This is a genomic window from Bradyrhizobium sp. USDA 4451 (genome assembly GCF_054822585.1).
The window spans coordinates 5615017-5640450 of record NZ_JBTRCH010000001.1 but is presented as its reverse complement, the minus strand read 5'-3'; the positions used below and the strand labels follow the sequence as shown (position 1 = coordinate 5640450).

Below are 25434 nucleotides of genomic sequence, written 5' to 3'. Positions count from 1 at the left end.
TCTTCACACCCATCGGCGCAAGCTCCCGGCATCACCGGCGATGCGCGCCCAAAAGGCGCCCGATCATGCGCCCGGAACTGTCGCTATGGATGAAGTGCTGAAGGCGAAGCGCCAACAGAACGCGGGCTCCTCATCGCGCGCCATCACGATCCGCGGCGCGCGCGAACACAATCTGAAGAACATCGACGTCGAGATTCCGCGCGACAAGCTCGTGGTGTTCACCGGCCTGTCCGGCTCCGGCAAATCCTCGCTCGCATTCGACACCATCTACGCCGAGGGCCAGCGCCGCTACGTCGAGTCGCTGTCGGCCTATGCGCGGCAATTCCTGGAGATGATGCAGAAGCCGGATGTCGACCAGATCGACGGCCTGTCGCCGGCGATCTCGATCGAGCAGAAGACCACGTCGAAGAACCCGCGCTCCACCGTCGGCACCGTCACCGAGATCTACGACTACATGCGCCTGCTCTGGGCGCGCGTCGGCGTGCCCTATTCGCCCGCCACCGGCCTGCCGATCGAGAGCCAGATCGTCTCGCAGATGGTCGACCGCGTGCTGGCGCTCCCCGAGGGCACCCGCCTCTATCTGCTGGCGCCGGTCGTGCGCGGCCGCAAGGGCGAGTACAAGAAGGAGCTCGCCGAATATCTCAAGAAGGGCTTTCAGCGTGTCAAGATCGACGGCACCTTCTACGAGCTGTCGGAAGCCCCTAGCCTCGACAAGAAATTCCCGCACGACATCGACGTCGTGGTCGACCGCATCGTGGTGCGCCCCGACCTCGCCCAACGCCTCGCGGAAAGTTTTGAGACCGCACTGAAGCTCGCCGAGGGTCTTGCGGTGATCGAATATGCCGACGCGCCCGCGGCGGCCGCGCAGGACGAGAAGAAAGAAGACAAGAAGAAGACCGCGAAAATCCACGACAAGAGCGGGCCCGAGCGCATCCTGTTCTCGGAAAAATTCGCCTGCCCGGTCTCCGGCTTCACGATCCCCGAGATCGAGCCGCGCCTGTTCTCGTTCAACAACCCCTACGGCGCGTGTCCGGCCTGCGGCGGCCTCGGCGTCGAGCAGCACATCGACGAGGACCTGGTCATCCCCGACAAGGAGCTGACCCTGCGCAAGGGCGCGATCGCGCCGTGGGCGAAATCGTCGTCGCCCTATTACATCCAGACCCTGACCGCGCTCGGCAAGCACTACAAGTTCACGCTCGATACCAAATGGAAGGACCTGACCAAGAAGGTCCAGAACGCGCTGCTGCACGGCTCCGGCGACGACGAGATCAAGTTCTCCTATGAGGACGGCGTCCGCTCCTACGACACCAAGAAGCCGTTCGAGGGCGTCGTCACCAACATCGACCGCCGCTATCGCGAGACCGAGAGCGAATGGGCGCGCGAGGAGCTCGGCAAGTATTTCTCCGACGTGCCCTGCGAAGGCTGCCACGGCTACCGGCTGAAGCCGGAGGCGCTGTGCGTCAAGATCGGCGGCAAGCATATCGGCGAGATCTCCGAGCTCTCGGTCAAGCGCGCCGGCGAATGGTTCGAGACCGTGCCGGAGGCGCTCAACGCGCAGCAGAACGAGATCGCCGCCCGCATCCTGAAGGAGATCCGCGAGCGCCTGACCTTCCTGCTCGACGTCGGGCTGAATTACCTGACGCTGTCGCGCTCGTCCGGCACACTGTCCGGCGGCGAGAGCCAGCGCATCCGCCTCGCCTCGCAGATCGGCTCGGGGCTGACAGGCGTGCTCTACGTGCTGGACGAGCCGTCGATCGGCCTGCACCAGCGCGACAATGCCCGCCTGCTCGACACCCTCAAGAGGCTCCGCGACCTCGGCAACACCGTGGTCGTGGTCGAGCATGACGAGGACGCCATTCGCCTGGCGGATCATGTGCTGGATATCGGCCCCGGCGCCGGCATGCATGGCGGCCACATCGTCGCCGAAGGCACGCCCGACCAGATCATGCGCAATCCGAAGTCGCTGACCGGTAAATACCTCACCGGCGAGCTGTCGGTGCCGGTGCCGGATCGGCGGCCGCCGAACCACCGCCGCACCATCAAGGTTGTCAACGCCCGGGGCAACAATCTGAAGAACGTTTCGGCCGAGATTCCGCTCGGCCTGTTCACCTGCGTCACTGGGGTCTCCGGCGGCGGCAAGTCGACGCTGTTGATCGACACGCTCTACAAGTCGATCGCGCGCAAGCTGAACAACGCCAGCGAGGGCGCGGCGCCGCACGACCGCATCGAGGGCTTGGAGCATATCGACAAGATCATCGACATCGACCAGTCGCCGATCGGCCGCACCCCGCGATCGAATCCGGCGACCTATACCGGCGCCTTCACGCCGATCCGCGAGTGGTTCGCCGGTCTCCCCGAGGCCAAGGCGCGCGGCTACGAGCCCGGGCGGTTCTCCTTCAACGTCAAGGGCGGCCGCTGCGAGGCCTGCCAGGGCGACGGCGTCATCAAGATCGAGATGCACTTCCTGCCCGACGTCTACGTCACCTGCGACACCTGCAAGGGCAAGCGCTACAACCGCGAGACCCTGGAGGTGCTGTTCAAGGGCAAGAGCATCGCCGACGTGCTCGACATGACCGTCGAGGAAGCCGCCGAGTTCTTCAAGGCGGTGCCGCGCGTGCGCGAGACCTTCCAGACCCTGCATCGGGTCGGCCTCGACTACATCCATGTCGGCCAGCAGGCGACCACCCTGTCGGGCGGCGAAGCCCAGCGCGTCAAACTGGCCAAGGAATTGTCAAAGCGCGCCACCGGCCGCACGCTCTACATCCTGGACGAGCCGACCACCGGCCTGCACTTCCACGACGTCGCAAAACTGCTCGAGGTGCTGCACGAGCTGGTCGCCCAGGGCAACACGGTGGTGGTGATCGAGCACAATCTCGAAGTCATCAAGACCGCCGACTGGGTCATCGACCTCGGCCCCGAAGGCGGCGACGGCGGCGGCGAGATCGTCGCCTGGGGCCCGCCGGAAGACATCGTCAAAGCGCCGCGGAGCTACACCGGCAAGTTTTTGGCACCGGTGCTGAAGAAGGCGAACAGCAAGCCGAGGAAGAGCTCAGCGAGCGAGGCGGCGGAGTAGCGCGGGCCGGCCATCCTACGGATTGCCGCGGTGGGCGGCGATCTGTCAGACGTTTGCCCAACAAGTAGCCCGCATGAGCGAAGCGATATGCGGGGTTCATAGACCAGACAGTAAATAGCCTGGATGAACGAAGCGATATCCGAGGACTGTCGGTCGGACACACTGACCGCTCCCGCATGTCGCTTCGCTCATGCGGGCTACGGCATCCCCCCCTGCGCACTACACCGCCCAATAATTCGGGTGCGTGTACGATCGCGAGCGGTCGCCCCAGTCGAACTCGTCGCCGTCGAACTCGCACGGCCCGGTGCGCAAATCCTCAAGCGTCACTTCGGCCTCGAAGGCCTGTCGGGCGGGATCGAAATGCAGCGCGGTCCATCGGACGGGGTAATGGTGGTGGGTGCTCAGCACGCCGCCGGTCTTGATGATGGCGTAGGCCACCGTGCCGCTCACCTTGTCGAGCATCAGCCGCTCGATCGAACCGAGCTTGGCGCCATCGCGCCCGAAGACGCAGACATGCTCGACCCGGTCACTGGGCACCAAGGTATGATGCATGGCATCCTCCCTGTTTCCTCATATTTGCCGGCCATTATACGCCCGTCATCCTCATCGGCCAACGGGTCCCGTGAGCGTGCGGCCGACGACCCGCTCCGCGAAATCCGGGAGATTTCCCGCAAAGTGCGCCACGCGCCGTCGTGATTTCAAGACACGGTGTTAATCTACTCACAGTTGCATTCCTGGACATGACTTATCGTGGAAGCGCAACCGGCAGCACGCAGTGCAATGGTGCAATATGGAACAGTATAGGTTCGATCACCCGTTCTTTCGCCCGCTCCGATGGTTCGCCCGCATCAACATGGTCGCCGGGGTCTTCATCCTCTGCTTCTCCGTCCCGGGCCACCTGCAATACGTCGGCCTGGGCCTGCTCTTCCTTGCGTCTGGCGTGGCATTCATTCACGCCCATCGCAAATCCGTGCTCAGGCGCTATCGCGTCGATCACGATGTCTACCGAACACCACGCTATCTAGCGTTCAGCAACTACCTCCTGTGGAATCGAACCAAGCTGCGTTGGGTGAATGCTCTGACCGGATTCCTCGCTTTCGCGGCGTCCTACATGGCGTTCGGCTTCTGGCTGGGACTGCTCTTCACCACCGTTGCGAGCTGGAGTGCGTTGCTCGCCAGCGCCGCGATCAGGATGCTCGTCAAACGTCAAATCGACACGTTCTTTCGGATCGTGGTGTTCCGCCGCAATGCGCGCGCGTTCGCGAGAAGCCACATTGCAGCAGTCATGCCGGTGTGCGGCACGTATGGGCAGACCCTGCTGTTGACCGACGAAACGCTGGCAACGGCTTGGGAAGGCGGTGGTGCCAGAATGGACAATTGGGTGCTCGCTGAGACCTACATGCCCCTCATTGCCAAGCCGGGATCACATGACGACTGGAAGCAAGTCATCGCGACCCAATTGAAATTTGCCGATTTTGTCGTCTTCGACTGGCCCGGGGAGATAACCGAGAATATGCTGTGGGAACTGCTTCAGACGATCCAGCGCATTCCGATCGAGCGCATGATGATGCTGGTGTCGCACGACAACATCGAAGACGTGGAACGGATGCTGCGCGACCTGTTGCACGTCGACCAGTTGCCCGAAAGCCTGATCATACTCAGCCCAACCGAGCCGATGCTGACCTTGATTTTCATGCGCAAGTTCGAATGGACGATGAATTCACTTGTCAGGACGCCACGCGTCCGTCCCGAGACCGCGCTTGCACTGCAGCCCGCCGCTACTCCGTCCGTCTGAGAAACGCCCCGAACGCCCGTGGCCCGTCGCCGACCTTGACCTCGCCAATCACCTTCAGCTCGGCGGCGTCGATGACGCTGAGCGTATTGCTCTCCCAATTCGCGACCAGGATGCGCTTGCCGTCGGCGGTGGCCTCGATGCCTTCGGGGTAATCGCCGACCGTGATCCGCTTCACCGGCTGCAAGGTCGCGAGGTCGAACACGCTGACCTTGCCGTCATACTGGTCGGTGACGAAGCCGCGGCCCTGCGCCAGCGCCACCGCATAGGGGCGCAGGCCGACATGGACGCGGCCGATCTCCTGCGCCGTGGCGATGTCGATCACGGAGACGTCGTTGGAGCCGACATTGGCGGTGTAGGCGCGCTTGCCTTCGGCATCGATGGTGACGCCGAACGGCCGTGCGCCGACCTTCACGGTCCCTCGCCGCTCCCGCGTGGACGTATCGACGATCGAGATGCTGTCGTCGTCGCGGTCGGCCGAGAGCAGCAGGAGCCCGTCCGGCGTCACCGCGAGCCCGGACGGCGACGCGCCGACCGCGATGCTGGCGGTGACCCGCCGCGCTTTGGCGTCGATCACCCGCACCGCGGCGGCATACCAGTCGGCGACATAGACCGTCGCGCCGTCGGGGGCGACCGCGATGCCGAGCGGCCCGCCGCCGACATCGATCCGGCCGACCACCGTGCGAGACGACGCGTCGACCACCGTGACCGCCTTGGCATCCGGGCTCGTCACATAGGCGAAGCGGCCGTCATTGCTAACCGCGACGCCCGCCGGCTTGCCGCCGATCGCGATCGTCGCGACCGGTCTCGACGTCGCGAGATCGACCACCGTGAGATCGTCGCTGAGCTGGTTGGTGACGAACGCCTCCTCGGCGCGCGCGGCGCCGAGCAGGCCGAGCAGCACGACCAACGCGATCGCCTTCATGCTCAGGTGCCGCTCTCGATCTTCTTCTTCAGCGCCTCGAGCCCGGCCTTGTAGAGCCCGCTGACCGCCTTCACCGCCGCCTCGTCGCTCAGCTCCGGCGGCGGATCGTTGTTGGGAAAGCCGCGGTAGAACGCGCCGGCCCATTCCAGCTTCGTCTTGCCCTCGGGCGCCGGCGAGACCGTCAGCGTCGAGGAATAATTGGTGACCGGCAGCACCTTCACGTCGACCGCGGTGATCCGGTACGAATAGCTCATCATCTCGGGCTCGTATTTGTAGAGCTCCTCGTCGACGGTGGCGCCCGGCCCCAGCGTCAACCGCCGCGTGGCGCCGATCTCGTTGCCCTTCTCGCCCTCGGTGTTGGTGACACCGGCAAGCCAGCTCATGTCCTGGAAATTGCCGATCACCGCCCACACCTTGGCCTGCGGCGCGTCGATCTCGATGGATTCGCGCACCTTCTGGCGGGTCGGCCCATGGGCCCAGGCGGCCCCCAACACAGCCAATGCCGCCACCACGACGCCAGCCCGCGCGATCGTTCGCCTCATCCTTGGTCTCTCCCGATATGTGTCGGCCATCCGCCGCCCGGCGCATGCCGCAGTTTATGGCTCGACGTTCTAGACCAGATCGGGGACCGGCTGCTTGCACGAGAGCGAAGTTGGCGGCCGGCGGCTTCCCCGGGAGGCAAGCCCGCCGCGGCGGCGGCTTCACGCCTCGATCGCCGCCTCGACGAATCCCTTCGGGTCGTCGCAGAACTCGCGCATCAGCCGGTAGTGATCGGTATCCCGCAGGCTCACCGGCTCGAGGCCATATTTGGTCAGCCGCAGCAGCGTCGCGTTCGGATAGGCCATCAGCACCGGCGCATGCGTCGCCATGATGACCTGGCAGTGGCCGGTGCCGTGCATCCGGTGCAGCAGCTTGAGGAACTCGATCTGCCGCGATGGCGACAGCGCGGATTCCGGCTCGTCGAAGATGAAGATGCCCTGTCGCTGGCAACGCTCCTCGAAGAAGCGCAGGAAGCCCTCGCCGTGGGAATGCGACAGGAAGTCGGGCGGAAGGCCTCCGGCGTCCATCGCGGCCTCGTCCAGATATCGTGCGACCGAGAAGAAGCTCTCGGCGCGGAAGAACCAGCCGTTGGTGATCTTGGGCAGCCAGCTTGCACGCAGCGCCGACGCAAGCGAGCCACCCATTTTCTCCAGCGCCCGGCCATGGTCGACCGCACGGTAGCCCTTGCCGCCGCCGGCGTCATCGTAGCCGGCCATCACGGCGATGCCCTCGAGCAGCGTCGATTTGCCGGTGCCGTTCTCGCCGACGATGATGGTGATCGGCTTGTCGAAACTCAGCTCGAAATCGTCGCGCAGCAGCGGCAGCACGAACGGATAGGCCTCGCGGTCCGGAATGCGTACGGGATCGAGCCAGACCCGCCGCAGATACGGCGCGGGCATGTTGATCGGGCGATTGCGTCGGGTCATCTGCGCGGTTCCGGGGAAACAATGGCGGGCGGCCCAGTTTATGATAAGTCCCTGCAGCAATCCTAGATGGCTCGACAGCGCATGCCCAGCAACGCCTACGCCCTGTTCCGCAAGGCCGTCAGCACTGAGCAGCAGGTGGTCTGCGTCTATGACGGCCGGCCGCGCGAGCTGTGCCCGCATATCATCGGCCTCAACAAGAGCGGCGAAGAGGTCGTGCTGGCCTGGCAGTTCGCCGGCGAGAGTTCGGGCAGACTGCCGCAATGGCGCTGCCTGCGGCTCGCCAATGTCAGCGACATCCGCCTGCGCAAGGGCCGCTGGCACGAGGGCGGCTCGCACCGCACCGAGCAGACCTGCGTCAGCGTGATCGACCTCGACATCAACATCCACGTGCGCAAGCGGCGGTGAGCGGCCCACACATCTGAGTTGCCCGACGGCGCAAGCCCCCGCAGCAAAAATATTTCGCTTTATCCGAAGGGAAATTCAGTGTATGAATTTGCCGTCTCACCCGACACGAGGGGCGCTTCGCGGTCGTCACGAACGTGGGTCGAGATGCGGTGGACGCCGATTGCGCAGTTGACGAACGTGCATGAGGCGGACGGCGAAATCGTGCAGGCCTGACGCCCTAGCGGTAGGTGTCTCTTCCGATTGCGCAAATGCGCGTTGTGAAGACGGTGACAACAAAGCCAAGTCTCGCCGGGGAGAGCACGTATAAGCCGTAAGCCATCGCGCAGGGAAAGCCGGGCTGCTCCGGTTACACCTGTGGTCCTACCCCCGAGCTTTCTACCCATTGCTCGGGGCCCATGGGTGCGATCGGCACCCGGCTTTCCCTGCGCCCTCTTCAAGGAGGGAGGGCGGAACGACAAGCAAAGCTCGGACAATCATGTCGCGAGAACGTCGTTGCACATCCTCAGCGCTGTTTGACGATGTACCAAATTCCCCGCGCAAAAGCTTCGCCTTTGTCGCTGGAGGTGCGAGCCTTGCGGCGCAATTGCGCCGCTGGCGAGCCTCGAAGGATGCACGGCCCGGCCGGTGGCCGTCGATCCTTCGAGACGCGCGCAAGAGCGCGCTCCTCAGGATGACGGAATTGACAGTTGCGCGGTGGGCCAGGACGACGCGGGGAAGCAGTCGCCGCCTCGGTTCAAGCACTGCTGTCTCTGGAATACTGGATCACCCGCCTATCCCTTCGCGGGTGATGACAGCGAGTGCTCGGCCATTTGACTGCTGGATCCGCTCCCAGTCCCGTCATCCCCGCGCAAGAGACTGCCCGCCCCTACGGCCGCTCCGCCTCCTCCAGCACTTCCAGCACCAGCTCCATGGTCATCAGCACCGGATTGTCGCCGCGCACCAGGCGGCCCTCGGCGATGCCGCCGAGATAGTCGACCAGCGCGATGTCGAGACTGGCGCGCAGGCGGCGATTGGCGTCGGGCGCGATCTGCCCCGCGGTCACCGCGAGCTCGGTCGCGAACGGCACCACGCTGTGGCCGTCGCTGAAGACCGCGCCGATGGTCGAGCCGACGCCGCCATGCAGCCGCGCCCGCAAAATGCCGTGCTCGCGGCAGAAGCCTTCCAGCGCGCAGGCGAAATCCTGGTTCGGCCGCAGCCGCAGCGCGAAGGCATGGCTGGTGGTCTTCGCAGCATGCGGCGCGCATGCGACCGGACCGAACAGCTTGAAATTGGTCTCGCTGTCGGGCTCGGCCCGGAACGTCGCCCCCTCGATCCCGAACGCATTCACCTCGAACGGTTCGGCAACGAAGGTCTCGTCCGGCAGCATGTGTCCGCCGTTGCAGCGGCCGTCGGCCTCGGTCCACAATCCATGGCAATGGAAGAACGGCGCCCCGTCGCGCTCGCCGAAGGTCAGCGCCGCGAGCTTGAGCCGGGTCACTCCGTCGGGACGAAACGTGTCGCTGTAGAACGCCGCGTTGACGCCGTCCTTCGACAGCGCCGGCATCACATAGGCGAATGGCCCGAGCGCGCCACCGGGCGCGTTCAGCACGCCGCCGGAAAAACCTTCAGCCGCAAAGCCGCGGCGCACGGCTTCGAGCAAGGGAATGCCGGCCTCGAGCACGAATGAAAACGCGCGGCCGCGCGCGGCGACCCATTGGATGCGCTCAGCATGCGGAGCGCCGGGCTGGGCGATGCTGCGCATCGCCTCACGCGCCCGTCGATTTGGCGATCACCTCGAGCAGCCCGCGCGCCTCGAGCTCGTCGCGGATCAACCGCTTCGGCACCTTGCCGTAGCCGGACTTCGGCAGCGCCTCCCAGAAGAAGAAGCGTTTCGGCATCTTGTAGCGCGGCACTTTCGGCGCGAGATAGGCGGCAAGCTCCGCCTCCGCGACCGCCTCGACGCCTTCGCGCGCGACGCAGACGGCGACGCCGACCTCGCCCCAGAACGGATCCGGCACGCCGAGCACGGCGACCTCGCCGACCGCGGGATGGGTCAGCAGCTTCTCCTCGATCTCGCGCGGATAGATGTTGGAGCCGCCGGAGATGTACATGTCGGAGGCGCGGCCGGTGATGTAGACGAACCCCTCCTCGTCCATATGGCCGAGATCGCCGGTGCGGAACCAGCCGTCGCGAAACGCTTTCGCATTAGCCTCGGGGTTGTCGTAGTAGCCGGCGAACACGCCGGGGCCGATCACGCAGATCTCACCGGTCTCGTGCGGTTTCAGCTCGCGTCCGTCGTCGCCCTGGATCGAGACCTGCATACCGGTGCGCTCGAATCCGCAGGTGCCGATCCGCGCATGCGGGCCGTCCTCGGGATCGTGCAGGCCGGGCGGCAGCACCGTGATGTTGCCGGTGACCTCGCCGAGGCCAAAGTACTGCACCAGCACGCCGCCGAGCTTGTGCAGCGCCGCCTTCTGGTCCTCGCGATACATCGGCGCGCCGGCATAGATGATGTAGCGCAGCGAGGAATGATCGTGCTGGTCGGCGGCGGGATGCTCGACCATCATCTTCAGGATGGTCGGCACCGTGAACATGTTGCTGACGCGGTGCCTGGCGATCAGGCGATACGCTTCCGCGATGTCGAATTTCTCCGACGGCAGCAGGATGGTCGGCACGCCGCGCGCGGTTTGCACCAGCTGATGCACGCCGGCGCCATGCGACAGCGGCGCGACCACCAGCGAGGCGTCGTCTTCGGTGGTGCCGGGCATCAAATCGGCGAGATGGTTGGTGATCACGAACGCCATCTGGCCATGGGTCAGGACCGCGGCCTTGGAGCGGCCCGTCGTGCCGGAGGTGAAGAAGAACCAGCAGGGATCGTCGTACTCGACGGCGACGTTCTCGACCTCCGCACTCGCGTGTCTGGCGATGACGTCACCGACCGTCGCCTCGCCGAACGTGCCCCCCTCGCCGATCCGCCAGACGAATTCGAGCGCGGGGTTGGCAGCCGCCTTGGCATGCTCGGGGAAGTCGGCATGGCACAGGAACGCCTTGGCGCCGGAGGCTGCCGCCAGATAGGCGACCTCGTCCGGCATCAGGCGGAAGTTTGTCGGCACCCAGACCGCGCCGAGCCGGAAGGCTGCGAACATCGACCAGAACATCTCGTCGCAGTTCTTGGAATGCACCAGGATGCGGTCGCCCTTGACGATGCCGCGGGCGGCGAGCGCTGCCGCGAGCGCCGAGACGTTCTGGTCGATATGGCGCCAGGACCAGGCCTTCTCGTTCCAGATGAAACCGGGACGATCGCCATGGCGGCGGGCGTTCTGGGTCAGGATGTAGGCGAGGTTCATCACCCGGCGCGACACCCGCGCGATCCCGCCGCGCGGCGCGGTCACCTCCGTACCGGTCATTGCCGCCCCGCCGATACGCACAACAGACAGGGCAAGGTCAGGACAGGCATCGGGTGTTTCCTCGGTCAGAACCGGGCGTCTTCAAGCGCCGCAAGGGGTTGCTGCCACCCGGTTTATCGCCAAGCGACGCGCCTCGGCAAGGCCTGCCCGCCGCGGCGCCATGATACCGCGTGCTGGCGGCCGGCCAGCCCGACCGATCCTGCCCGAACCGCTACTGCGGATGCTTGGCCAATTCCTGCTCGCTCAGGTTCCAGTCCTGCCAGAGCTGTAACGCGCCGATCAGGGCGACCAGCGCGCCGAGCAGGATGTGCCAGACCTGCAGCGCCTGGTCCGCGGCGTAACCGAAGACCAGGGGCGATGCCATGAGCCAGAGGCCGAGCACGACGCTCGCCACCTCCTCCCAGCGATGCAGCGCGACATATTCGAGCTGGGAGATGCCGAGCACCAGCATGCCGACCATGAAGCTGTTGAGCACCAGATGGCTGCGCTCGAGATCGACGGCGCCGCTTACCTGCATCGGAAACCAGGGCGAGACCATGATCAGCACGCCAAGCAGCATGCCGAGCCAGTCCTCCCAGGGGCGGTGTCTGTTGAAGAAGCGATTATCCGACATGACGAACCTCCTTGCGACAAGGGGCATACGTCAGCGGCCGGTCCTGCCATTCCGCACCAAACGACCTTCGGGCCGCATCACGGGCGTATGTCTGGGCACAAACCTAATCGAATTGCATCGGCTCGCAAGGCCCGATCCGCCTGTGTGCGATGCGGCAGGGCCGGAGGCGGCACCGTCGATCATCGCGCTCCGCCGAGGCGCGCCAGCGTCTCCTTGGCGATCTTCAGGTCGGGCTGCAACTCGAGCGCCTTGCGCAAGTCGGCCGCCGCGCCGGCCTTGTCGCCGAGCCGCAGCTTGGCCTGGCCACGGTTGTTCCAGGAATAGACGTCAGCGGGATCGTATTGCAGCGCCTTGTCGTAATCGGCGAGCCCGCCCTTGTTGTCGCCCTGGAACAGCCGGACCATGCCGCGGTTACGCCAGCCGCGCGCATCGGTCGGCGCAAGCTTCACAGCCTCGCCGTAGTCGGCGGCGGCGCGGTCGAGCTGCTCGGCCTCGCGATAGACATTGCCGCGGTTGATATAGGCGAGCACGTTCGGATCAAGCTTGATCTCGGCGGTGAAGTCAGCGATCGCATGCGCCGCGTCGCGCTTGCGGTAGTAGACGAAGCCGCGATTGCCATAGGCGGTGGAGAGCTGCGGATTGTATTTGATGGCGAGGTTGAGATCGGCCAGCGCGCGGTCGAGATCGCCCTTGTTGAGCCAGGCATCGCCGCGGTTGTTGTAGGCCATCGCGAAGGCGGGATCGATGCGGATCGCCTCGTCGTAGTCGGCGATCGCATGATCGAGATCGTTCTTGAAGGCGTAGACGCGGCCGCGGTTGGTGTAGGCGCAGGCAAACGCCGGATCGAGCTTGATCGCCTCGTTGAGATCGGCGAGCGCGGCATCGAGCTCGCGCTTCTCCGTCAGTCCATGGCCGCGGTTGCAATAGGCCCCGGCCAGCCGCCTGCCGCTCTGGGTCTTGCCGTCGATGACCGCCGTGCAGGCGGTGACGCGGTCACCCGGGGCCGTCGCAGCGCCGATGCAGGTCTGCCAGCTCGGATCATCGGCGGCAGCCGCTTGCGGAGGATTTGGCAGCGTCAGGGCGGCGCCGAGCAATGCGGCGGTCAGGCAGGCCAAAATGCGCATATCGTCAATCCAGAAATGCCAATATGCGGGTTGGTCGCGGCTTTGCACCGGCGGGTTCAAGCGCTTAGATCAAGTCCTGTGAATCAAGTCAGGATTTTGCGATGGCTGCCGTCCGCGACAACAGGAACCAAAACCGCTTCGAGCTCGATACCGAGGGCGGCACAGCCTTTGCGAATTACCGTCGGACGCCTTCGGCCGTGATCATCACCCACACCGAGACGCCGCGCGCTCTCCGCGGCCGCGGCATCGCATCGGAGCTGGTCAAGGGCGCGCTCGAGCTGATCCGCGCCGACGGCCACAAGGTGATCGCCGGCTGCGGCTTCGTGGTCGACTACCTCAACAAGCATCCGGAATACGCGGATCTTGCCGGCTAGAGCATGATCCGGAAAAGTGCGAAGCGGTTTTCCCTCGCGACAAACGCCAAAGGCGTTAGCGCGGAGATCATGCTCAAACAAAGAACCGCCGACGTCAGACGATCTTGATCGACATGTCGGGCAAGCCCTCGAGCTTGCAGAGCAGCACGTCGCCCTTGACGACCGGGCCGACATTCTCGGGGGTGCCGGAATAGATGATGTCGCCGGCCTTCAGCTCGAACGCCTCGGAGAGCTTTGCGATCTGCTCGGCGACGCTCCAGATCATGTTCTTCAGATCCGAGCTCTGCCGCACCGCGCCGTTGACCGCGAGCGAGATCGCGCCCTTGGTGAAATGGCCGGTCTTGTCAGCCGGATGGATCGGCCCGAGCACCGCGGCGTGGTCAAAGCTCTTGCCGATCTCCCACGGCTTCTTCTCGGCGGCCATGCCGTTCTGCAAATCGCGCCGCGTCATGTCGAGGCCGAGCGCGTAGCCATAGACGTGGTCGAGCGCCTTGTCGGCGGGAATGTTGGTGCCGCCGGATTTCAGCGCGGCAACCAGTTCGACCTCGTGGTGATAGTTCTTGGTCAGCGAGGGATAGGGATGATCGGCGACGGTGCCGACCGCGACATTCTGGATCGCGTCCGTCGGCTTCTGGAAGAAGAACGGCGGCTCGCGGGTCGGATCGGAGCCGCGCTCGAGCGCGTGCGCAGCGTAGTTGCGGCCGATGCAGTAGATGCGGCGGACCTGGAACACCTCGGTGGCGCCGACGATCGGGATCGTGACCGGCGGGACCGGAAACATCGCTCTCGGCGCGGCCTCGGCATGGGCCGGCGCGGACTGCGCGGCGGCGCCGGCCAGTGCCAGTGCGCCGGTCGCAAGCATTGTCCGGCGATCGAGGTCAGTCATGGATCAGCTCCTTCTTGTTGCTTGTTGGCTGATCTATAGAGAGTCGCCGGTCCATAAAAAAGGGCCCGCGCCGGCGCGGGCCCCCGTGTCAGGCGGGATGACGATCCCGTCAGTGCTTGATATCCGGGGGCAGCTTGCCGCCATTGGCCGCAAGCTTGGTCATCACCTGCTTGTGCAGCCAGATGTTCATGCTGGCGGAATCGTTGGTGTCGCCGGTGTAGCCGAGCTCCTTGGCGAGCTCCTTGCGGGCCGACAGGCTGGAGTCGATGTCGAGCGCCTTCATCAGATCGACGATCGAGGTCCGCCATTCGAGCTTCTCGCCCTTCGCGGCCACCGCCTTGTCGAGAATGGGGGCGACGTCAACCGACTGCGCGGGCGCCGCACCGGCCGGCACGGCTGCGGGAGATGGCGACGCGCTGCCGGATCCACCAGCCGGAGCTGCGCTGGTCGCCGTTCCGCCGGCGGGCGCGGCGCTGGCGCTGCTGCCGAAGATCGCGCCCATGATTTTTCCGAAAATGCTCATCGTTCGCTCCCAAGAGAGTTGAGATGTGAAGGCCACGCGGCAATGCGCCGGCTGACCGAGGTCGCAGTTCAAGTGTATCGCCCCTCCAATAGCTTGCCAATGCGACATTCACTTAAGCGTGAGTGCTTTTGCCGCGGTTTGGGAGTACCCTCACTACACAGTTCGCGACACGGCCAGTTCCTGCTCTGTCTTCGCGTCTGGCTTGCTCGTGATCGCTTCGAGAGGCGGTAGGTTTGTGCCCGCGCGCCGGGCGCAGAATGCGACCGCCCAGAGGGAGACAACGACCATGGCCACACCATACCAAGGCAATGTCACATCGATGACGCAGAGCGGCAGAGACACTGCGTCTGCGCCCGTCATCCGCACCATCGGCCTGTCCGATTTGCATCAAGCGCTGCGTCTCGGCTGGGAAGACTTCAAGGCGGTACCAAGCCACGCAATCATCCTGTGCCTGATCTATCCGGTGCTCGGCATCGTGCTTGCGCGCACCGTGCACGGCTATTCCGTGCTGCCCCTGCTGTTTCCGCTGGCCGCAGGCTTCGCCCTGCTCGGCCCGTTTGCCGCCATCGGCCTCTACGAGATGAGCCGCCGCCGCGAGGACGGCGGGGAAGCATCCGCATGGGATGCCATGGAGGTGTTTCGCTCGCCGTCATTCGGCGCGATGCTCGGGGTCGGAACACTGCTGTTCGCCCTGTTCGTGACCTGGATCGCCACCGCGCAGGCGATCTACACCGCCGTGTTCGGCTATGCGATCGCGGCCGACATTCCCGATTTTGCCGAGCGCGTGCTGACCACTCAGCAAGGCTGGTGGCTGATCGTGGTCGGCTGCAGCGTCGGATTCCTGTTCGCGCTGGTCGCGCTCTGCATCAGCGTGGTCGCTTTCCCCATGATGCTCGATCGCCAGGCGACCGCCGGCGAAGCCATGGTGACGTCGATGCGCGCCGTTGCGCAGAACCCAGTGCCGATGGCGGCCTGGGGCCTGATCGTCGCGGTGCTGCTGGTGCTGGGCACGATCCCGTTCTTCCTCGGGCTTGCCGTGGTGATCCCGCTGCTCGGTCACGCCACCTGGCATCTCTATCGCGAGGTCATCGTCAAGGACCCGAATGCACGGCCGGTGATCCCCGAGCCGCGCGAGCGCAAGCCCGCCGCCGACTTCCCGGCCAATTTGTTTCCGTGGCGGCGCAGTGACCGCGGATAGCATCGGCTAGACCCGAACTCGTAAACGTCAAAGCAACCGCCGGCCGATATGTTCGGCCGGCGGTTTGTCGTACCTGACCGTCAAAAAGGATGTGAAATTGGCGTGGCATTTGCAGCACGAGCTGACAAAAATGCTCGATCACGAGCCTTGTTTTGGCCGCTGTTGCCGCGAACATACCCGCGCCTTGCGCGACCACCCGATGACATCGCAGACTCCGGAGTGAATTGCCTATGACCTCTCGCATTCCCGTTCGCGCCCTCGCCGTTGGCGCGTGGCTCCTGACCTCGACCGCGTCCGCGCTCGCCGCCCAGTGCGGCACGGGCACGTTCGAGTCCTGGCTCGACGATTTCAAGAAAGAGGCTGCGGCGAAGGGCATTTCACAGAACGCGATCCAGGCGGGGCTCAACGGCGTCACCCAGGACAAGGCGATCCTGGCACGCGACCATTCGCAGCAGGTGTTCAGCCAGACCTTCGAGCAGTTCTCGGGCCGCATGGTGCCGCCGCGGCTCAATCGCGGCTCCGACATGATGAAGCGCTACGGCTCGGTGCTGTCGCGGATCGAAGAGGCTTACGGCGTGCCGGGCGAGATCCTGGTCGCGATCTGGGGGCTGGAGACCGATTTCGGCGTCAACACCGGCAAGTTTCCGACCATGCGCTCGCTGGCCACGCTGGCCTATGACTGCCGCCGCTCCGACATGTTCAAGGCCGAGTTGATGGATGCGCTGCGCATCGTCGAGCGCGGCGACCTTGCTCCGCAGGACATGCGTGGCGCCTGGGCCGGCGAGCTCGGCCAGACCCAGTTCATGCCGTCGTCCTACATCAAGTTCGCGGTCGATTTCGACGGCAACGGCAAACGCGACCTCTTGCACAATGTGCCGGACGTGCTGGCCTCGACGGCGAATTTCCTGAAGAGCTACGGCTGGAAGCCGGGCAAGGGCTGGGAGCCCGGCAGCGAGAATTTTGCGGTAATCCAGCAGTGGAACAAGAGCGAGGTCTACGCCAAGACGATCGGCTACTTCGCCACCCAACTCGCTAAGGCGCCATAGGGTACGTCGCTATTTACAGCGGGTGGTCAGAACGATGCGCAAGTGGTCGAGAGCGTGAGGCCAACCGACTGTTGATGAAAGCGCTGCCTGTATGCGGCGCCGATCTGGGTCAGGCGAGCCAAGGTCTCCGGGGTCTCGGCAGCGATGATGCGCACGACAAAGGACTGCTCGTGTGTGATCCGGCCCGTGTCCGGGTCGCGCCATTGGCCGGAAGCCCTGAGCTGGGTCAATCCATCCGGAAAGCGCGGTGTCACCTCCTTCAGAAGGAAGTCCGACCACTGGGCGTCCGATACGCGGCCATGTCCGGCGATACGACGCCCAAACAGCAGTTCGCCTGCATCATCGACTTGCCATTGATCAGCTGGCAGGACGTTGCTGCGCCTTCGGCGTTGGATGTGTTGGTTCCCGCAACGAGGACAAGCCACGCCGCGGCGTGGATCAGTGCGCGCATGAAATTCGACCTGTGAGGTTTGCCACTCCGGCCGGCGACGTCTTGAGTGTTGCGGTCCGGTCCACGGTCCAGGCAGACAGGCGCATTCCGAGGAACAGGGCCAGTGCACCGATGATGCCCGTGACAAGGATGCCCATGACAAGGATGCCAATGGCAAGCCCGACGTCGCCGGGTGTGGCATCAACATGCAAAAGTTGCATCAAAGTTATCTATCCTTCTGCGAGCAGCTCGATCTTGCACGATAGGTTTAGCGACTTGTCCGCCCGCCGGCTTGGACAAGCGCGACAACGCATTGGATGAAAACGCCCCTGGCAGGTCGGTATCCGGACACGTTTGGGTCAATGGGACGTGAGTTCCACCTCGGGCTGCACTTGTCGCAGGGAGGAACCGCGGATGGAACAGACCTAGGGCGCTTTGACGCAGCCAAGTCATTGGCTAGAAGCCCTGCGTCGCGTGCGTTTGTTGCCACCGAACCGGGTCGCCTCGGTGAACCAGACGCGTCAATTCGGCGACATCTGTTGCGACAGCCTGAGTTTGCCGATGACCTCGACCGCCCACGACGTTGCAGTTTCCCGGTTCTCCCTGGAAGATTTTGCCGAGCAGGACCGTATGGCCGCGTGGCGCGATCTGTACGGCCGGCTGGTGCTGAAGGCCGACCTCGCGCCACTGCCGGATCATTCTTTGCATGCGGACGTGACCGTGCGGACGCTGCCCGGGCTGTCCATCACGTCAGCCAGCATGTCGGCGTTTCGCTACGAGCGGGGCGCCGAACAGTTGGCGGATGGCAACGACGGGCTGGTCCTGGTGATGGGTTCGCACGATGCCACGATGGTGCAGCGTGGACGCGAGGTCGCGTGGAGTGCCGGCGACGGCCTGTTGCTCAGCTCGGCGGATCCGGTCGCGATGGTCTGCCCCGCCCCGGCGAATATTCTGTGCCTTCACGTTCCACGGCCGGCGCTGGCGCCGCTGGTGAGCAGCCTCGATTCCGCCGTGATGCAGCCTATTGCGCGCTCCACCGAAGCGTTGAAATTGCTGGTGAGCTATGTCGGGGCCCTGCAAGAGGACTATGCGCTTGCCACGCCTCAGCTACGGCACCACGTGGCCTCGCATGTGCACGATCTGATCGCGGTGGCGCTCGGCGCAACACGAGATGCCGCGGCTCTTGCCCATGGGCGAGGCGTCCGCGCGGCGCGGCTGCGCGCCATCAAAGCCGACATCATCGACCATCTCGACCATGGTAACCTCACGGTTGCGGCTGTCGCGCGGCGGCAGGCCGTCACCCCGCGCCAGGTGCAACGGTTATTTGAAGGCGACGGGACCACATTCTCACAATTCGTGCTTGGGCGCCGTCTCGCACGAGCACATCGATTGCTCGTCAATCCGCGCTACGCCGATCGGCCTGTGAGCGCAGTCGCCTTCGAGGTCGGTTTCGGCGACGTGTCCTATTTCAACCGCAGCTTTCGCAGGCAATACGGAGCGTCCCCCTCGGACGTGCGTGAGTCGGCGCGAACAGGGCTGATCATCGGCACGAACACGTGAACGGCATTCGAGCAGGGCGCCCGCGCGGCCGGGCCGATCACGCTCCAGCCAAATCTAAGGGCCGATTGCCCCAGGCAATCGGCCCTCATCGTCATCATCAAACCTTACTTCGCCATGCTGGCTTCAGCAGCCTTGCTGAGGTGCTCGCCGCAGGCGCCCCACTTGTTGTTCAGCATCGCGTCCTGAGCGAGCGAGACTTCCCTCTCCGCCCCGAATTTGACCTCATTGTCGGCCATAGCTTCGACTGCGGCTTCGGTCTTGCCGAGGTTGGCACCGCTGCAGCCGAGGCCGGCATGGTGACGATGAGCGGCCTGGGCGGGCGCAACAGCGAAAGCAACGGCAGCCACGGCGGCTGCTGCGATCAATGTCTTGATCATGAGATGTTCCATCTTCTTTTCTTGAACAGACACCAGCGTGATTGCGGAATCTGCGGGACGATTATTCGCTGTTCACGCCACCGTTCAGAATGAACTTCGCGCGATACAAATGTGATAGGCGCGGCGCGCGTATCGCGCATGCGTTGCATAGTGTTTTGATTACAAGCCGGTAAGGAAGCAGTGCCGCAATAGCTTTGCTTACTGGTTCACTTAAACGACATCGACTTCCGATAACCAGCAGCACAAGTCATGCGACTTGGCGCGCGCGGCGCATTCCCCGCTCTTCCGCAGGATCGAATTACCTCTGCCGTCAATGCGGCTGATTGACGCGACATTAGCTGATGTATTGGGACAGCCATATGATGAATATATATTCAGATTAATGTCATCCCTTTGCATGCGAATCACGCATGGAACACGCCGCCGTGATCCAAGCGGCAGAGCGGTGTCGAGACTTGATTTGACGGTCCTTAATTACCACATAGGGGGCGGCGACGGAGGCAGCCTCATTCCGGTAACAGACTGATATTGGTAAGGTTTCCGCATGATCTGCCGCCTCGGCGGGACTTCTGGCTGCAGCCCGGTCCCGAGAACGCCGAACGGTTAATCGAAACTTACCGTGGCCATGCGTTTTCAGCTTAGCTGCATCGCAACATCGGAACTACCGCACTGCACTATACCATCTATATTCAGTTCAACGATGAGGCTTTGGAAAAGCTGAATCTGAACTACTAGGAGACTACCATGTTGCTCTCGCTCATCCGCATGATCCAGGCTTTCCGGGATTATCAGCGCAATGTCAGCGAACTGTCCCAGCTCAGCGATCGCGAACTGGCCGATATCGGCCTCGACCGCTCGGACATTCCGCGCGTTGCCGCCGGTACCTACAACGGCTAATCGGCCGCCAGCCATCTGATGACGGATAACGCCCGCTTCCACAGCGGGCGTTATCGTTTCCGGGCCGCTCTGCCCAACGCGAACCGGTATCCACTTCGCTTGAAAGCGCTTTTGGCGGTTTCAGATGCATATGGTCTCGAAACGCGCTAACGCTGCGCGATGACACCGCATCAATCCTCTTCCCAACCCGTGCACATCGTGGGCGCGGGGCTCGCCGGCTCGGAAGCCGCCTGGCAGGTCGCCAATTCCGGCGTCCGCGCCGTCCTGCACGAAATGCGCCCGCAGCGGATGACCGAGGCGCACCGCACCGACGGCTGCGCCGAACTGGTCTGCTCGAACTCGTTCCGCTCCGACGACGCCGCCAATAACGCGGTGGGGCTACTGCACGCCGAGATGCGGCGGCTGGGCTCGCTGATCATGCGTTCGGCCGATGCCAACCAGGTGCCCGCCGGCGGCGCGCTGGCGGTCGATCGCGACGGCTTCTCCGCCGCGGTCACCAAAGCGCTCAACGAGCATCCGCTGATCGAGATCAGCCGCGAGGAAGTCGCTGGGCTGCCGCCGGCCGACTGGAGCAACGTCATCGTTGCGACCGGCCCCCTCACCTCCGCGCCGCTCGCCGACGCCATCCGGCAGCTCACCGACGAGAATGCGCTGGCATTCTTCGATGCGATCGCGCCGATCGTGCACAAGGAATCCATCGACATGTCGGTGGCCTGGTTCCAGTCGCGCTACGACAAGGTCGGACCCGGCGGCACCGGCGCCGACTACATCAACTGCCCGATGACCAGGGAGCAGTATGATGGCTTCGTCGCGGCGCTGCGCGATGGCGAGAAGGTCGACTTCAAGGATTGGGAGACCAACACGCCCTATTTCGACGGCTGCCTCCCGGTCGAGGTGATGGCCGAACGCGGCCACGAGACGCTGCGTCACGGGCCGATGAAGCCGGTCGGATTGACCAATCCGCACAATCCGACGGTGAAGCCTTATGCGATCGTCCAGCTGCGGCAGGACAACAAGCTCGGCACGCTCTACAATATCGTCGGCTTCCAGACCAAGCTGAAGCACGGCGCGCAGCAGCGCGTGTTCCGCACCATCCCCGGCCTCGAGAAGGCGGAATTCGCCCGCCTCGGCGGCCTGCATCGCAACACCTTCCTGAATTCGCCGAAACTGCTCGACGCGCAGCTGCGCCTGCGCGCGCAGCCGCGGCTGCGCTTCGCCGGCCAGATGACCGGATGCGAGGGCTATGTCGAATCGGCCAGCGTCGGCCTGATTGCGGGCCTCTGCGCCGCCGCCGATATCCGCGGCGCCGCGCTGCCGCCGCCGCCGGCCACCACCGCGCTCGGCGCCCTGCTCGGCCACATCACCGGCGGCCACATCGAAACGATCGACGCCGGCTCGCGCTCGTTCCAGCCGATGAACATCAATTTCGGTCTGTTCCCGCCGCTGGCCAGCCCTCCGACCAAGAAGCCGGACGGCTCGCGGCTGCGCGGCAACGAGAAGACCGTCGCCAAGAAGCAGGCGATGAGCGCGCGGGCGCTCGCCGACCTCGATCACTGGATCGCAGAACATCTGCGCATTGCGGCAGCGGCCTGACAGTCATGAGCTTGCCGAAAGACGACGACGCCACCCTGTCGGCGCGATGGAGCCAGGGCGTGCTGCTCAAGCGCGACGTGTTCTCGACCGTCGAGCGCGGCCGCTTTCGCGCCGATGACGGCGAGGTCGATGGCGTGCTGCGCCGGCTCGATCAGGTGCCGTTCTGGTCATTTGGGGTCGCGCTGCATCTGTTCTCGCGCGAGCGCCGCGCGCTGACCCGGGCACGCGACCTCGACGTCGGGCCAAAGCTGTTGTGGGCCGGGCGGCGCGCGCTGGTGCGCGGCTTCATCGACGGTGCGGCGCTGCATCTGGCGAAGCCACATGGCGACGTCGCCTATTTCCGCTCCGCCAAGCAGGCGTTGCGCAAGCTGCATCGCGCCGGCATCTGCCACAACGATCTGGCCAAGGAGCAGAACTGGCTGGTCGGCCGCGACGGCCGCGCCTATCTCACCGACTTCCAGCTCGCCGCCTGCTTCAAGACCCGCAGCCGGCTGTTTCGCATCGCGGCCTACGAGGATCTGCGGCATCTGTTGAAGCACAAGCGCAGCTACGCGCCGGAGGCGCTGACGCCAAGGGAGCGCAAGGTGCTGGCGAAGAAGTCCGCGGTCGCAAGCGTCTGGCTCAAGACCGGCAAGAAGGTCTATCAGGCGATCACGCGCGGCATCTTCAATTTCACCGACCGCGAAGGCGGCGGCCGCCGGCTGGTCAACGACGCGCCGGTGCTGATCGATTTGATCCGCAGGAATCCTGGCGTGCGCGACACCGCGATCGTCGCCTTTGCCGATCGGCGCGTCGGCGTCGGACTCTACGCCTTCGTCGAGGCCGATCAGTCCGCGCTGGAAAGGACGCTGCGCAGCGAGCTTGCCTCCGCCAAGGGCATCAAGCCGCCCGAACACATCCAGATCGTGCACGCATTGCCGCGCGATGCGGCCGGCAAGCCGCGCACCGAAATCCTGCAACTCGTCGCGATGAATCAGGTCGACCTGATCGAGCCGCTGATGCGAAACGACGCCGATCGCGAGTTCCTCAAGGACATCCTCGAGCAACGCAAAAATCTGCGCGATCGCTTCAATTTCGAAGTAGCCGAGATGGATCGGCAGGCGCGCTAAGGCGCCCGCAGTTCGCGGCGCACGGCCCTCGACAAACGCGGTGCGAACCCCCACTGTTGCAACGCTAGCGCGCGCAAGGGACAAGTTTGATGCCACTCACCCGTGGCCGTATCGGGGGATATGATTCCGAACGCCTGGCGTTCGGCTTCACCATGATGAACGGCGATCAGGAAATCGAATGCCAGATCAGCGACGCCGCGATGGACGAGCTGGCCGGCACGCGTGGAACCGCAAGCATGGCGCGGCAGGCGCAATTCGTTGCGCTGCGCGACGCGGTCGAGCAAATCGCATCGGACATCTACGACAGCGGCCCGGCCTTCCGGGGCGCGACGATCCGGATCTTCACCAAGCATATTTCGAAGCAGAGCAGCTAGCTGCCGAACTCTTCGGTGCGCGCAGCCCGCCACAACGTCCACAGCGTGCGCAGGCGTGAGACCGGCTGCGGCCGGAACGGATCGTTGTCGGGCCCCCTCGCCCGGTTCAGCTCGCGCCTGACACAGGCGAGCGGCAGGAAGATCGGACGTACGCCGGACGGCACGTCGGCAAGCAGCCCGAATGCGGTCCTGAGATGGCCCTTCGCCTCGTCCGCGAATTGGTCGACCGCAGCGCGAATGCCCGGCGTCGGCTTGCCCGCAAACACCTCCTCCCTGCTGCTGCCGTGCTGCTGGCAGCAGCTCCAGCGGCAGAAACAGCTGCTGCCGCGAGGCATCGCGGCCCAGCGAGGCGATGACTTGCGCCATGCCCTGGGCGAGGCCCGCATGACGGACCAGGTGATCGATCGCCTCGGATGGCCGTGCGACCACGCGCGTCGCCTGCGAGAACAACGCAGCCGCGGTTGCGTCGAGATAGCCCTCGAGCGCGGCCAGCGACGGCATCGGGTCGTTGTAGAGATCGAACTGGTGCTCCTCGACCAGCTTTGACAACGGCGAGACCGGCAGACGGTGCGTGCGGATCGCCTGCAGCAGTTCTGCGGCGACCGGATTGCCCTCGACGCCGCCGTGCCCGGCACCGGCAAGCATGTCGGTCCACCATTGCAGCCGCATCTCGCCGGGCAGCGGCTGGCTGACCTGCTCGTGCACCCGCGAGACCTCGATGTTGAAGGCGTAGAGCGCCAGCAGCGCGCGGCGTTCCGGCCCCGCCAGGAACAAGGTCGACGCATAGCGCACGAAATCGTGGGTCCGCACCAAATCGGCGCAGAACGCCGCGCCGTCCTTTGGCGCTTCCGTCGCTCTCATGGCACCGCGATCAGCGCCGCCGCGACACGCCGCCGTTCGCCCAGCATGATGTTGTAGGTCCGGATCGCGGGCCCCGTCTGCATCGGGTCGAGCACCACCCGCACCGCGCGCAGCGCCTCGCGCAGGCCCGTGGGCGGCACCCAGACCTCGGTGCCCGTGCCGACGATCAGCGTGTCGATCGCGTTGGCCGCCGCGAACACCCTCTGCAGCGAATATTCATCGATCTCCTGCGGCCTGGTGACCGGCCAGGCCCAGATCGAGTCAGGCAGGCACAGCAGCGAGCCGCGATGCGACATATCGGCAAACGCAAAACCGCCCTTGCCGTAAGCCTCGATCGGCGCCGACCTCGGAAGATGGGGAGCGTCCGAGGAATTGCTCATGCCGGTTACTTCTTGGCTGCCGCCGCGTCCGGCTTCTTGGCCGGCGCGTCCTGCACCTCGCCGCGCGTGGTGTGAACCCCGAGATAGATCAGGATCGGCGCCGCGATGAAGATCGAGGTATAGGTGCCGACCAGCACCACGCCGAACATCATGACTGCCGTGAAGCTGTGGATCGCCTGGCCGCCGAACAGCAGCAGCGCAAGCAGCGCCAGCGTCACGGTGACGTGGGTGATGATCGAGCGCGACAGCGTCGAGTTGATCGATTCGTTGAGCAGCTGCGGCATCGGCATCTTCTTGTAGCGCCGCAACATCTCGCGGATACGGTCGTAGATGACGACGGTGTCGTTGAGCGAGTAGCCGAGAATCGTCAGCAGCGCCGCGATGCTGGTGAGGTCGAAATCGACCTGGGTGATCGACATAAAGCCGATCGTCAGCACGATGTCGTGGACGTTGGCGATCATGGCGCCGAGCGCGAACTGCCACTCGAACCGGAACCAGAGATAGATCAGGATGCCGACGATCGCGAACATCAGCCCGAGCATGCCGTAGGCGAGCAGCTCGCCGGAGACGCGCGGCCCCACCACTTCGACGCGGCGGTAATCGACGGACTCGCCGAGCGCGCCGCGCACTTTCGTCACCGCATCCTGTTGCGCCTTGTCGCCCCCGGGCTGCTCTGCGACGCGGATCAGGACTTCGTCCGGACCGCCGAACTGCTGCAACTGGACCTCGCCGAGGCCAAGGCCGTTCAAGGTCGTGCGCATCGCGGCAATGTCGGCCGTGCCGGACTTGGACCGCACCTCGAGCAGCGTGCCACCCTTGAAGTCGATGCCGAAATTCAGGCCGTGGGTGAAGAACAGCGTGATCGCAAGGATCGAGAGCAGCGCCGAGATCGGGAAGCTGATGCGGCGAAAGCGCGTGAAGTCGAAATGCGTGTCGTCAGGCACGATCCGCAGCGACGGCAGCAGGCCGAGCGCCGCGACGACGGTCAGCACGGCGATCAGGATGCCAAGGCCAATGAGAACGATATGAGTCACAACAGGCC

General features: G+C 64.7%; 27 protein-coding genes and 2 pseudogenes. 11 read left to right on the top strand and 18 right to left on the bottom strand.

Going from position 1 to position 25434, the window contains the following annotated elements:
- Positions 1-85 precede the first annotated feature (85 nt).
- Positions 86-3073, top strand: a complete 2988-nt coding sequence (gene uvrA, locus ACVMB0_RS25960; protein WP_456754898.1) for an excinuclease ABC subunit UvrA — start codon at positions 86-88, stop codon at positions 3071-3073.
- 219 nt (positions 3074-3292) lie between these two features.
- Here the strand turns inward: uvrA and ACVMB0_RS25955 are convergent, their stop codons facing one another.
- Positions 3293-3625, bottom strand: a complete 333-nt coding sequence (locus ACVMB0_RS25955) for a PRC-barrel domain-containing protein (protein ID WP_461348116.1) — start codon at positions 3623-3625, stop codon at positions 3293-3295.
- 238 nt (positions 3626-3863) lie between these two features.
- On the opposite strand from ACVMB0_RS25955, the gene ACVMB0_RS25950 reads away from it, so the two are divergent.
- A complete protein-coding gene (locus ACVMB0_RS25950; protein ID WP_461348115.1) occupies positions 3864-4868 on the top strand; it encodes a hypothetical protein in 1005 nt (334 codons plus the stop codon).
- On the opposite strand, the gene ACVMB0_RS25945 is transcribed toward ACVMB0_RS25950, so the two are convergent.
- From ACVMB0_RS25945 to ACVMB0_RS25930, 4 genes and pseudogenes are all read right to left on the bottom strand, one after another.
- Positions 4852-5790 carry a YVTN family beta-propeller repeat protein gene (locus ACVMB0_RS25945; RefSeq protein WP_461348114.1) on the bottom strand — a complete coding sequence of 313 codons (939 nt, stop codon included), beginning with the start codon at positions 5788-5790 and terminating at the stop codon, positions 4852-4854. The genes ACVMB0_RS25950 and ACVMB0_RS25945 overlap by 17 nt on opposite strands.
- Positions 5791-5792: 2 nt before the next feature.
- Complete coding sequence (locus ACVMB0_RS25940) at positions 5793-6332, bottom strand: SRPBCC family protein (RefSeq protein ID WP_461348113.1); 540 nt, start codon at positions 6330-6332, stop codon at positions 5793-5795.
- A 159-nt stretch (positions 6333-6491) separates the two neighbouring features.
- Positions 6492-6974, bottom strand: a complete 483-nt coding sequence (locus ACVMB0_RS25935) for an AAA family ATPase (protein WP_461349711.1) — start codon at positions 6972-6974, stop codon at positions 6492-6494.
- Between the two features lie 63 nt (positions 6975-7037).
- Positions 7038-7148: pseudogene (locus ACVMB0_RS25930) on the bottom strand (AAA family ATPase); the annotation flags it as partial.
- A gap of 189 nt (positions 7149-7337) precedes the next feature.
- Here ACVMB0_RS25930 and ACVMB0_RS25925 point away from each other — a divergent pair.
- Entirely contained in the window at positions 7338-7661 is a 324-nt protein-coding gene (locus ACVMB0_RS25925; protein ID WP_461348112.1) for a hypothetical protein, read from the top strand.
- 865 nt (positions 7662-8526) lie between these two features.
- Here ACVMB0_RS25925 and ACVMB0_RS25920 read toward each other — a convergent pair.
- From ACVMB0_RS25920 to ACVMB0_RS25905, 4 genes are all read right to left on the bottom strand, one after another.
- On the bottom strand, positions 8527-9402 hold the full coding sequence (locus ACVMB0_RS25920) for a PCC domain-containing protein (protein ID WP_461348111.1): 876 nt from the start codon (positions 9400-9402) through the stop codon (positions 8527-8529).
- A 4-nt stretch (positions 9403-9406) separates the two neighbouring features.
- Positions 9407-11047, bottom strand: coding sequence for an acyl-CoA synthetase (locus ACVMB0_RS25915; protein WP_461348110.1), 1641 nt, complete (start codon positions 11045-11047; stop codon positions 9407-9409).
- A 211-nt stretch (positions 11048-11258) separates the two neighbouring features.
- The gene (locus ACVMB0_RS25910; RefSeq protein ID WP_461348109.1) at positions 11259-11660 is read right to left on the bottom strand and encodes an SPW repeat protein; all 402 of its coding nucleotides are present in this window, start codon (positions 11658-11660) and stop codon (positions 11259-11261) included.
- Between the two features lie 179 nt (positions 11661-11839).
- A complete protein-coding gene (locus ACVMB0_RS25905) occupies positions 11840-12784 on the bottom strand; it encodes a tetratricopeptide repeat protein (RefSeq protein ID WP_461348108.1) in 945 nt (314 codons plus the stop codon).
- Between the two features lie 101 nt (positions 12785-12885).
- On the opposite strand from ACVMB0_RS25905, the gene ACVMB0_RS25900 reads away from it, so the two are divergent.
- A complete protein-coding gene (locus tag ACVMB0_RS25900) occupies positions 12886-13158 on the top strand; it encodes a GNAT family N-acetyltransferase (RefSeq protein WP_456754908.1) in 273 nt (90 codons plus the stop codon).
- Between the two features lie 94 nt (positions 13159-13252).
- Here ACVMB0_RS25900 and ACVMB0_RS25895 read toward each other — a convergent pair whose 3' ends face one another.
- Together ACVMB0_RS25895 and ACVMB0_RS25890 are read right to left on the bottom strand one after the other, a co-directional pair.
- Positions 13253-14044 (bottom strand): fumarylacetoacetate hydrolase family protein, encoded by a 792-nt coding sequence (locus ACVMB0_RS25895; RefSeq protein ID WP_456754909.1) that lies wholly within the window; start codon positions 14042-14044, stop codon positions 13253-13255.
- Positions 14045-14153: 109 nt separating this feature from the next.
- Positions 14154-14567, bottom strand: coding sequence for a DUF3597 domain-containing protein (locus ACVMB0_RS25890; RefSeq protein WP_092114034.1), 414 nt, complete (start codon positions 14565-14567; stop codon positions 14154-14156).
- A gap of 286 nt (positions 14568-14853) precedes the next feature.
- On the opposite strand from ACVMB0_RS25890, the gene ACVMB0_RS25885 reads away from it, so the two are divergent.
- Together ACVMB0_RS25885 and ACVMB0_RS25880 are read left to right on the top strand one after the other, a co-directional pair.
- On the top strand, positions 14854-15765 hold the full coding sequence (locus ACVMB0_RS25885; RefSeq protein ID WP_456754910.1) for a DUF2189 domain-containing protein: 912 nt from the start codon (positions 14854-14856) through the stop codon (positions 15763-15765).
- Between the two features lie 230 nt (positions 15766-15995).
- Entirely contained in the window at positions 15996-16811 is an 816-nt protein-coding gene (locus ACVMB0_RS25880; protein ID WP_456754911.1) for a lytic murein transglycosylase, read from the top strand.
- Positions 16812-16837: 26 nt separating this feature from the next.
- On the opposite strand, the gene ACVMB0_RS25875 is transcribed toward ACVMB0_RS25880, so the two are convergent.
- From ACVMB0_RS25875 to ACVMB0_RS25865, 3 genes are read right to left on the bottom strand one after another with little or no spacing between them, the layout of a single operon-like run.
- Positions 16838-17122 (bottom strand): DUF3574 domain-containing protein, encoded by a 285-nt coding sequence (locus ACVMB0_RS25875; protein ID WP_461349710.1) that lies wholly within the window; start codon positions 17120-17122, stop codon positions 16838-16840.
- Positions 17071-17262, bottom strand: coding sequence for a hypothetical protein (locus ACVMB0_RS25870; protein ID WP_461349801.1), 192 nt, complete (start codon positions 17260-17262; stop codon positions 17071-17073). The genes ACVMB0_RS25875 and ACVMB0_RS25870 overlap by 52 nt, the downstream gene beginning before the upstream one ends.
- Positions 17250-17462 (bottom strand): hypothetical protein, encoded by a 213-nt coding sequence (locus ACVMB0_RS25865; protein WP_461348107.1) that lies wholly within the window; start codon positions 17460-17462, stop codon positions 17250-17252. The genes ACVMB0_RS25870 and ACVMB0_RS25865 overlap by 13 nt, the downstream gene beginning before the upstream one ends.
- A 286-nt stretch (positions 17463-17748) precedes the next feature.
- On the opposite strand from ACVMB0_RS25865, the gene ACVMB0_RS25860 reads away from it, so the two are divergent.
- Complete coding sequence (locus ACVMB0_RS25860) at positions 17749-18801, top strand: AraC family transcriptional regulator (protein WP_461348106.1); 1053 nt, start codon at positions 17749-17751, stop codon at positions 18799-18801.
- Positions 18802-18905: 104 nt separating this feature from the next.
- Here the strand turns inward: ACVMB0_RS25860 and ACVMB0_RS25855 are convergent, their stop codons facing one another.
- Positions 18906-19190 carry a hypothetical protein gene (locus ACVMB0_RS25855; protein ID WP_456754915.1) on the bottom strand — a complete coding sequence of 95 codons (285 nt, stop codon included), beginning with the start codon at positions 19188-19190 and terminating at the stop codon, positions 18906-18908.
- A 732-nt stretch (positions 19191-19922) separates the two neighbouring features.
- On the opposite strand from ACVMB0_RS25855, the gene ACVMB0_RS25850 reads away from it, so the two are divergent.
- From ACVMB0_RS25850 to ACVMB0_RS25835, 4 genes are all read left to right on the top strand, one after another.
- Positions 19923-20075, top strand: a complete 153-nt coding sequence (locus ACVMB0_RS25850) for a DUF1127 domain-containing protein (protein ID WP_016846063.1) — start codon at positions 19923-19925, stop codon at positions 20073-20075.
- Positions 20076-20234: 159 nt separating this feature from the next.
- The gene (trmFO, locus tag ACVMB0_RS25845; protein WP_456754916.1) at positions 20235-21668 is read left to right on the top strand and encodes a methylenetetrahydrofolate--tRNA-(uracil(54)-C(5))-methyltransferase (FADH(2)-oxidizing) TrmFO; all 1434 of its coding nucleotides are present in this window, start codon (positions 20235-20237) and stop codon (positions 21666-21668) included.
- A gap of 5 nt (positions 21669-21673) precedes the next feature.
- Positions 21674-22777, top strand: coding sequence for a serine/threonine protein kinase (locus tag ACVMB0_RS25840; protein ID WP_456754917.1), 1104 nt, complete (start codon positions 21674-21676; stop codon positions 22775-22777).
- A gap of 89 nt (positions 22778-22866) precedes the next feature.
- Positions 22867-23151: a DUF1488 family protein gene (locus tag ACVMB0_RS25835; RefSeq protein WP_456798137.1), complete on the top strand. Its 285-nt coding sequence runs from the start codon at positions 22867-22869 to the stop codon at positions 23149-23151.
- Here the strand turns inward: ACVMB0_RS25835 and ACVMB0_RS25830 are convergent.
- From ACVMB0_RS25830 to secF, 3 genes and pseudogenes are all read right to left on the bottom strand, one after another.
- Positions 23148-24012, bottom strand: a pseudogene (locus ACVMB0_RS25830) (phytoene/squalene synthase family protein). The gene ACVMB0_RS25835 and the pseudogene ACVMB0_RS25830 overlap by 4 nt on opposite strands.
- Positions 24009-24392 (bottom strand): Mth938-like domain-containing protein, encoded by a 384-nt coding sequence (locus ACVMB0_RS25825; RefSeq protein ID WP_456754920.1) that lies wholly within the window; start codon positions 24390-24392, stop codon positions 24009-24011. The pseudogene ACVMB0_RS25830 and the gene ACVMB0_RS25825 overlap by 4 nt, the downstream one beginning before the upstream one ends.
- 5 nt (positions 24393-24397) lie before the next feature.
- A complete protein-coding gene (secF, locus tag ACVMB0_RS25820; RefSeq protein ID WP_456798139.1) occupies positions 24398-25426 on the bottom strand; it encodes a protein translocase subunit SecF in 1029 nt (342 codons plus the stop codon).
- Positions 25427-25434: the final 8 nt, after the last annotated feature.

What these genes read in the sequence shown, in the direction of transcription:
- uvrA (WP_456754898.1), top strand. Translation starts at nt 86, where the DNA reads ATGGATGAAGTGCTGAAGGCGAAGCGCCAACAGAACGCGGGCTCCTCA.
- ACVMB0_RS25955 (WP_461348116.1), bottom strand. Translation starts at nt 3,625, where the DNA reads ATGCATCATACCTTGGTGCCCAGTGACCGGGTCGAGCATGTCTGCGTC.
- ACVMB0_RS25950 (WP_461348115.1), top strand. Translation starts at nt 3,864, where the DNA reads ATGGAACAGTATAGGTTCGATCACCCGTTCTTTCGCCCGCTCCGATGG.
- ACVMB0_RS25945 (WP_461348114.1), bottom strand. Translation starts at nt 5,790, where the DNA reads ATGAAGGCGATCGCGTTGGTCGTGCTGCTCGGCCTGCTCGGCGCCGCG.
- ACVMB0_RS25940 (WP_461348113.1), bottom strand. Translation starts at nt 6,332, where the DNA reads ATGAGGCGAACGATCGCGCGGGCTGGCGTCGTGGTGGCGGCATTGGCT.
- ACVMB0_RS25935 (WP_461349711.1), bottom strand. Translation starts at nt 6,974, where the DNA reads ATGGGTGGCTCGCTTGCGTCGGCGCTGCGTGCAAGCTGGCTGCCCAAG.
- ACVMB0_RS25925 (WP_461348112.1), top strand. Translation starts at nt 7,338, where the DNA reads ATGCCCAGCAACGCCTACGCCCTGTTCCGCAAGGCCGTCAGCACTGAG.
- ACVMB0_RS25920 (WP_461348111.1), bottom strand. Translation starts at nt 9,402, where the DNA reads ATGCGCAGCATCGCCCAGCCCGGCGCTCCGCATGCTGAGCGCATCCAA.
- ACVMB0_RS25915 (WP_461348110.1), bottom strand. Translation starts at nt 11,047, where the DNA reads ATGACCGGTACGGAGGTGACCGCGCCGCGCGGCGGGATCGCGCGGGTG.
- ACVMB0_RS25910 (WP_461348109.1), bottom strand. Translation starts at nt 11,660, where the DNA reads ATGTCGGATAATCGCTTCTTCAACAGACACCGCCCCTGGGAGGACTGG.
- ACVMB0_RS25905 (WP_461348108.1), bottom strand. Translation starts at nt 12,784, where the DNA reads ATGCGCATTTTGGCCTGCCTGACCGCCGCATTGCTCGGCGCCGCCCTG.
- ACVMB0_RS25900 (WP_456754908.1), top strand. Translation starts at nt 12,886, where the DNA reads ATGGCTGCCGTCCGCGACAACAGGAACCAAAACCGCTTCGAGCTCGAT.
- ACVMB0_RS25895 (WP_456754909.1), bottom strand. Translation starts at nt 14,044, where the DNA reads ATGACTGACCTCGATCGCCGGACAATGCTTGCGACCGGCGCACTGGCA.
- ACVMB0_RS25890 (WP_092114034.1), bottom strand. Translation starts at nt 14,567, where the DNA reads ATGAGCATTTTCGGAAAAATCATGGGCGCGATCTTCGGCAGCAGCGCC.
- ACVMB0_RS25885 (WP_456754910.1), top strand. Translation starts at nt 14,854, where the DNA reads ATGGCCACACCATACCAAGGCAATGTCACATCGATGACGCAGAGCGGC.
- ACVMB0_RS25880 (WP_456754911.1), top strand. Translation starts at nt 15,996, where the DNA reads ATGACCTCTCGCATTCCCGTTCGCGCCCTCGCCGTTGGCGCGTGGCTC.
- ACVMB0_RS25870 (WP_461349801.1), bottom strand. Translation starts at nt 17,262, where the DNA reads ATGCGCGCACTGATCCACGCCGCGGCGTGGCTTGTCCTCGTTGCGGGA.
- ACVMB0_RS25865 (WP_461348107.1), bottom strand. Translation starts at nt 17,462, where the DNA reads ATGCAACTTTTGCATGTTGATGCCACACCCGGCGACGTCGGGCTTGCC.
- ACVMB0_RS25855 (WP_456754915.1), bottom strand. Translation starts at nt 19,190, where the DNA reads ATGGAACATCTCATGATCAAGACATTGATCGCAGCAGCCGCCGTGGCT.
- ACVMB0_RS25850 (WP_016846063.1), top strand. Translation starts at nt 19,923, where the DNA reads ATGTTGCTCTCGCTCATCCGCATGATCCAGGCTTTCCGGGATTATCAG.
- trmFO (WP_456754916.1), top strand. Translation starts at nt 20,235, where the DNA reads ATGACACCGCATCAATCCTCTTCCCAACCCGTGCACATCGTGGGCGCG.
- ACVMB0_RS25840 (WP_456754917.1), top strand. Translation starts at nt 21,674, where the DNA reads ATGAGCTTGCCGAAAGACGACGACGCCACCCTGTCGGCGCGATGGAGC.
- ACVMB0_RS25835 (WP_456798137.1), top strand. Translation starts at nt 22,867, where the DNA reads ATGCCACTCACCCGTGGCCGTATCGGGGGATATGATTCCGAACGCCTG.
- ACVMB0_RS25825 (WP_456754920.1), bottom strand. Translation starts at nt 24,392, where the DNA reads ATGAGCAATTCCTCGGACGCTCCCCATCTTCCGAGGTCGGCGCCGATC.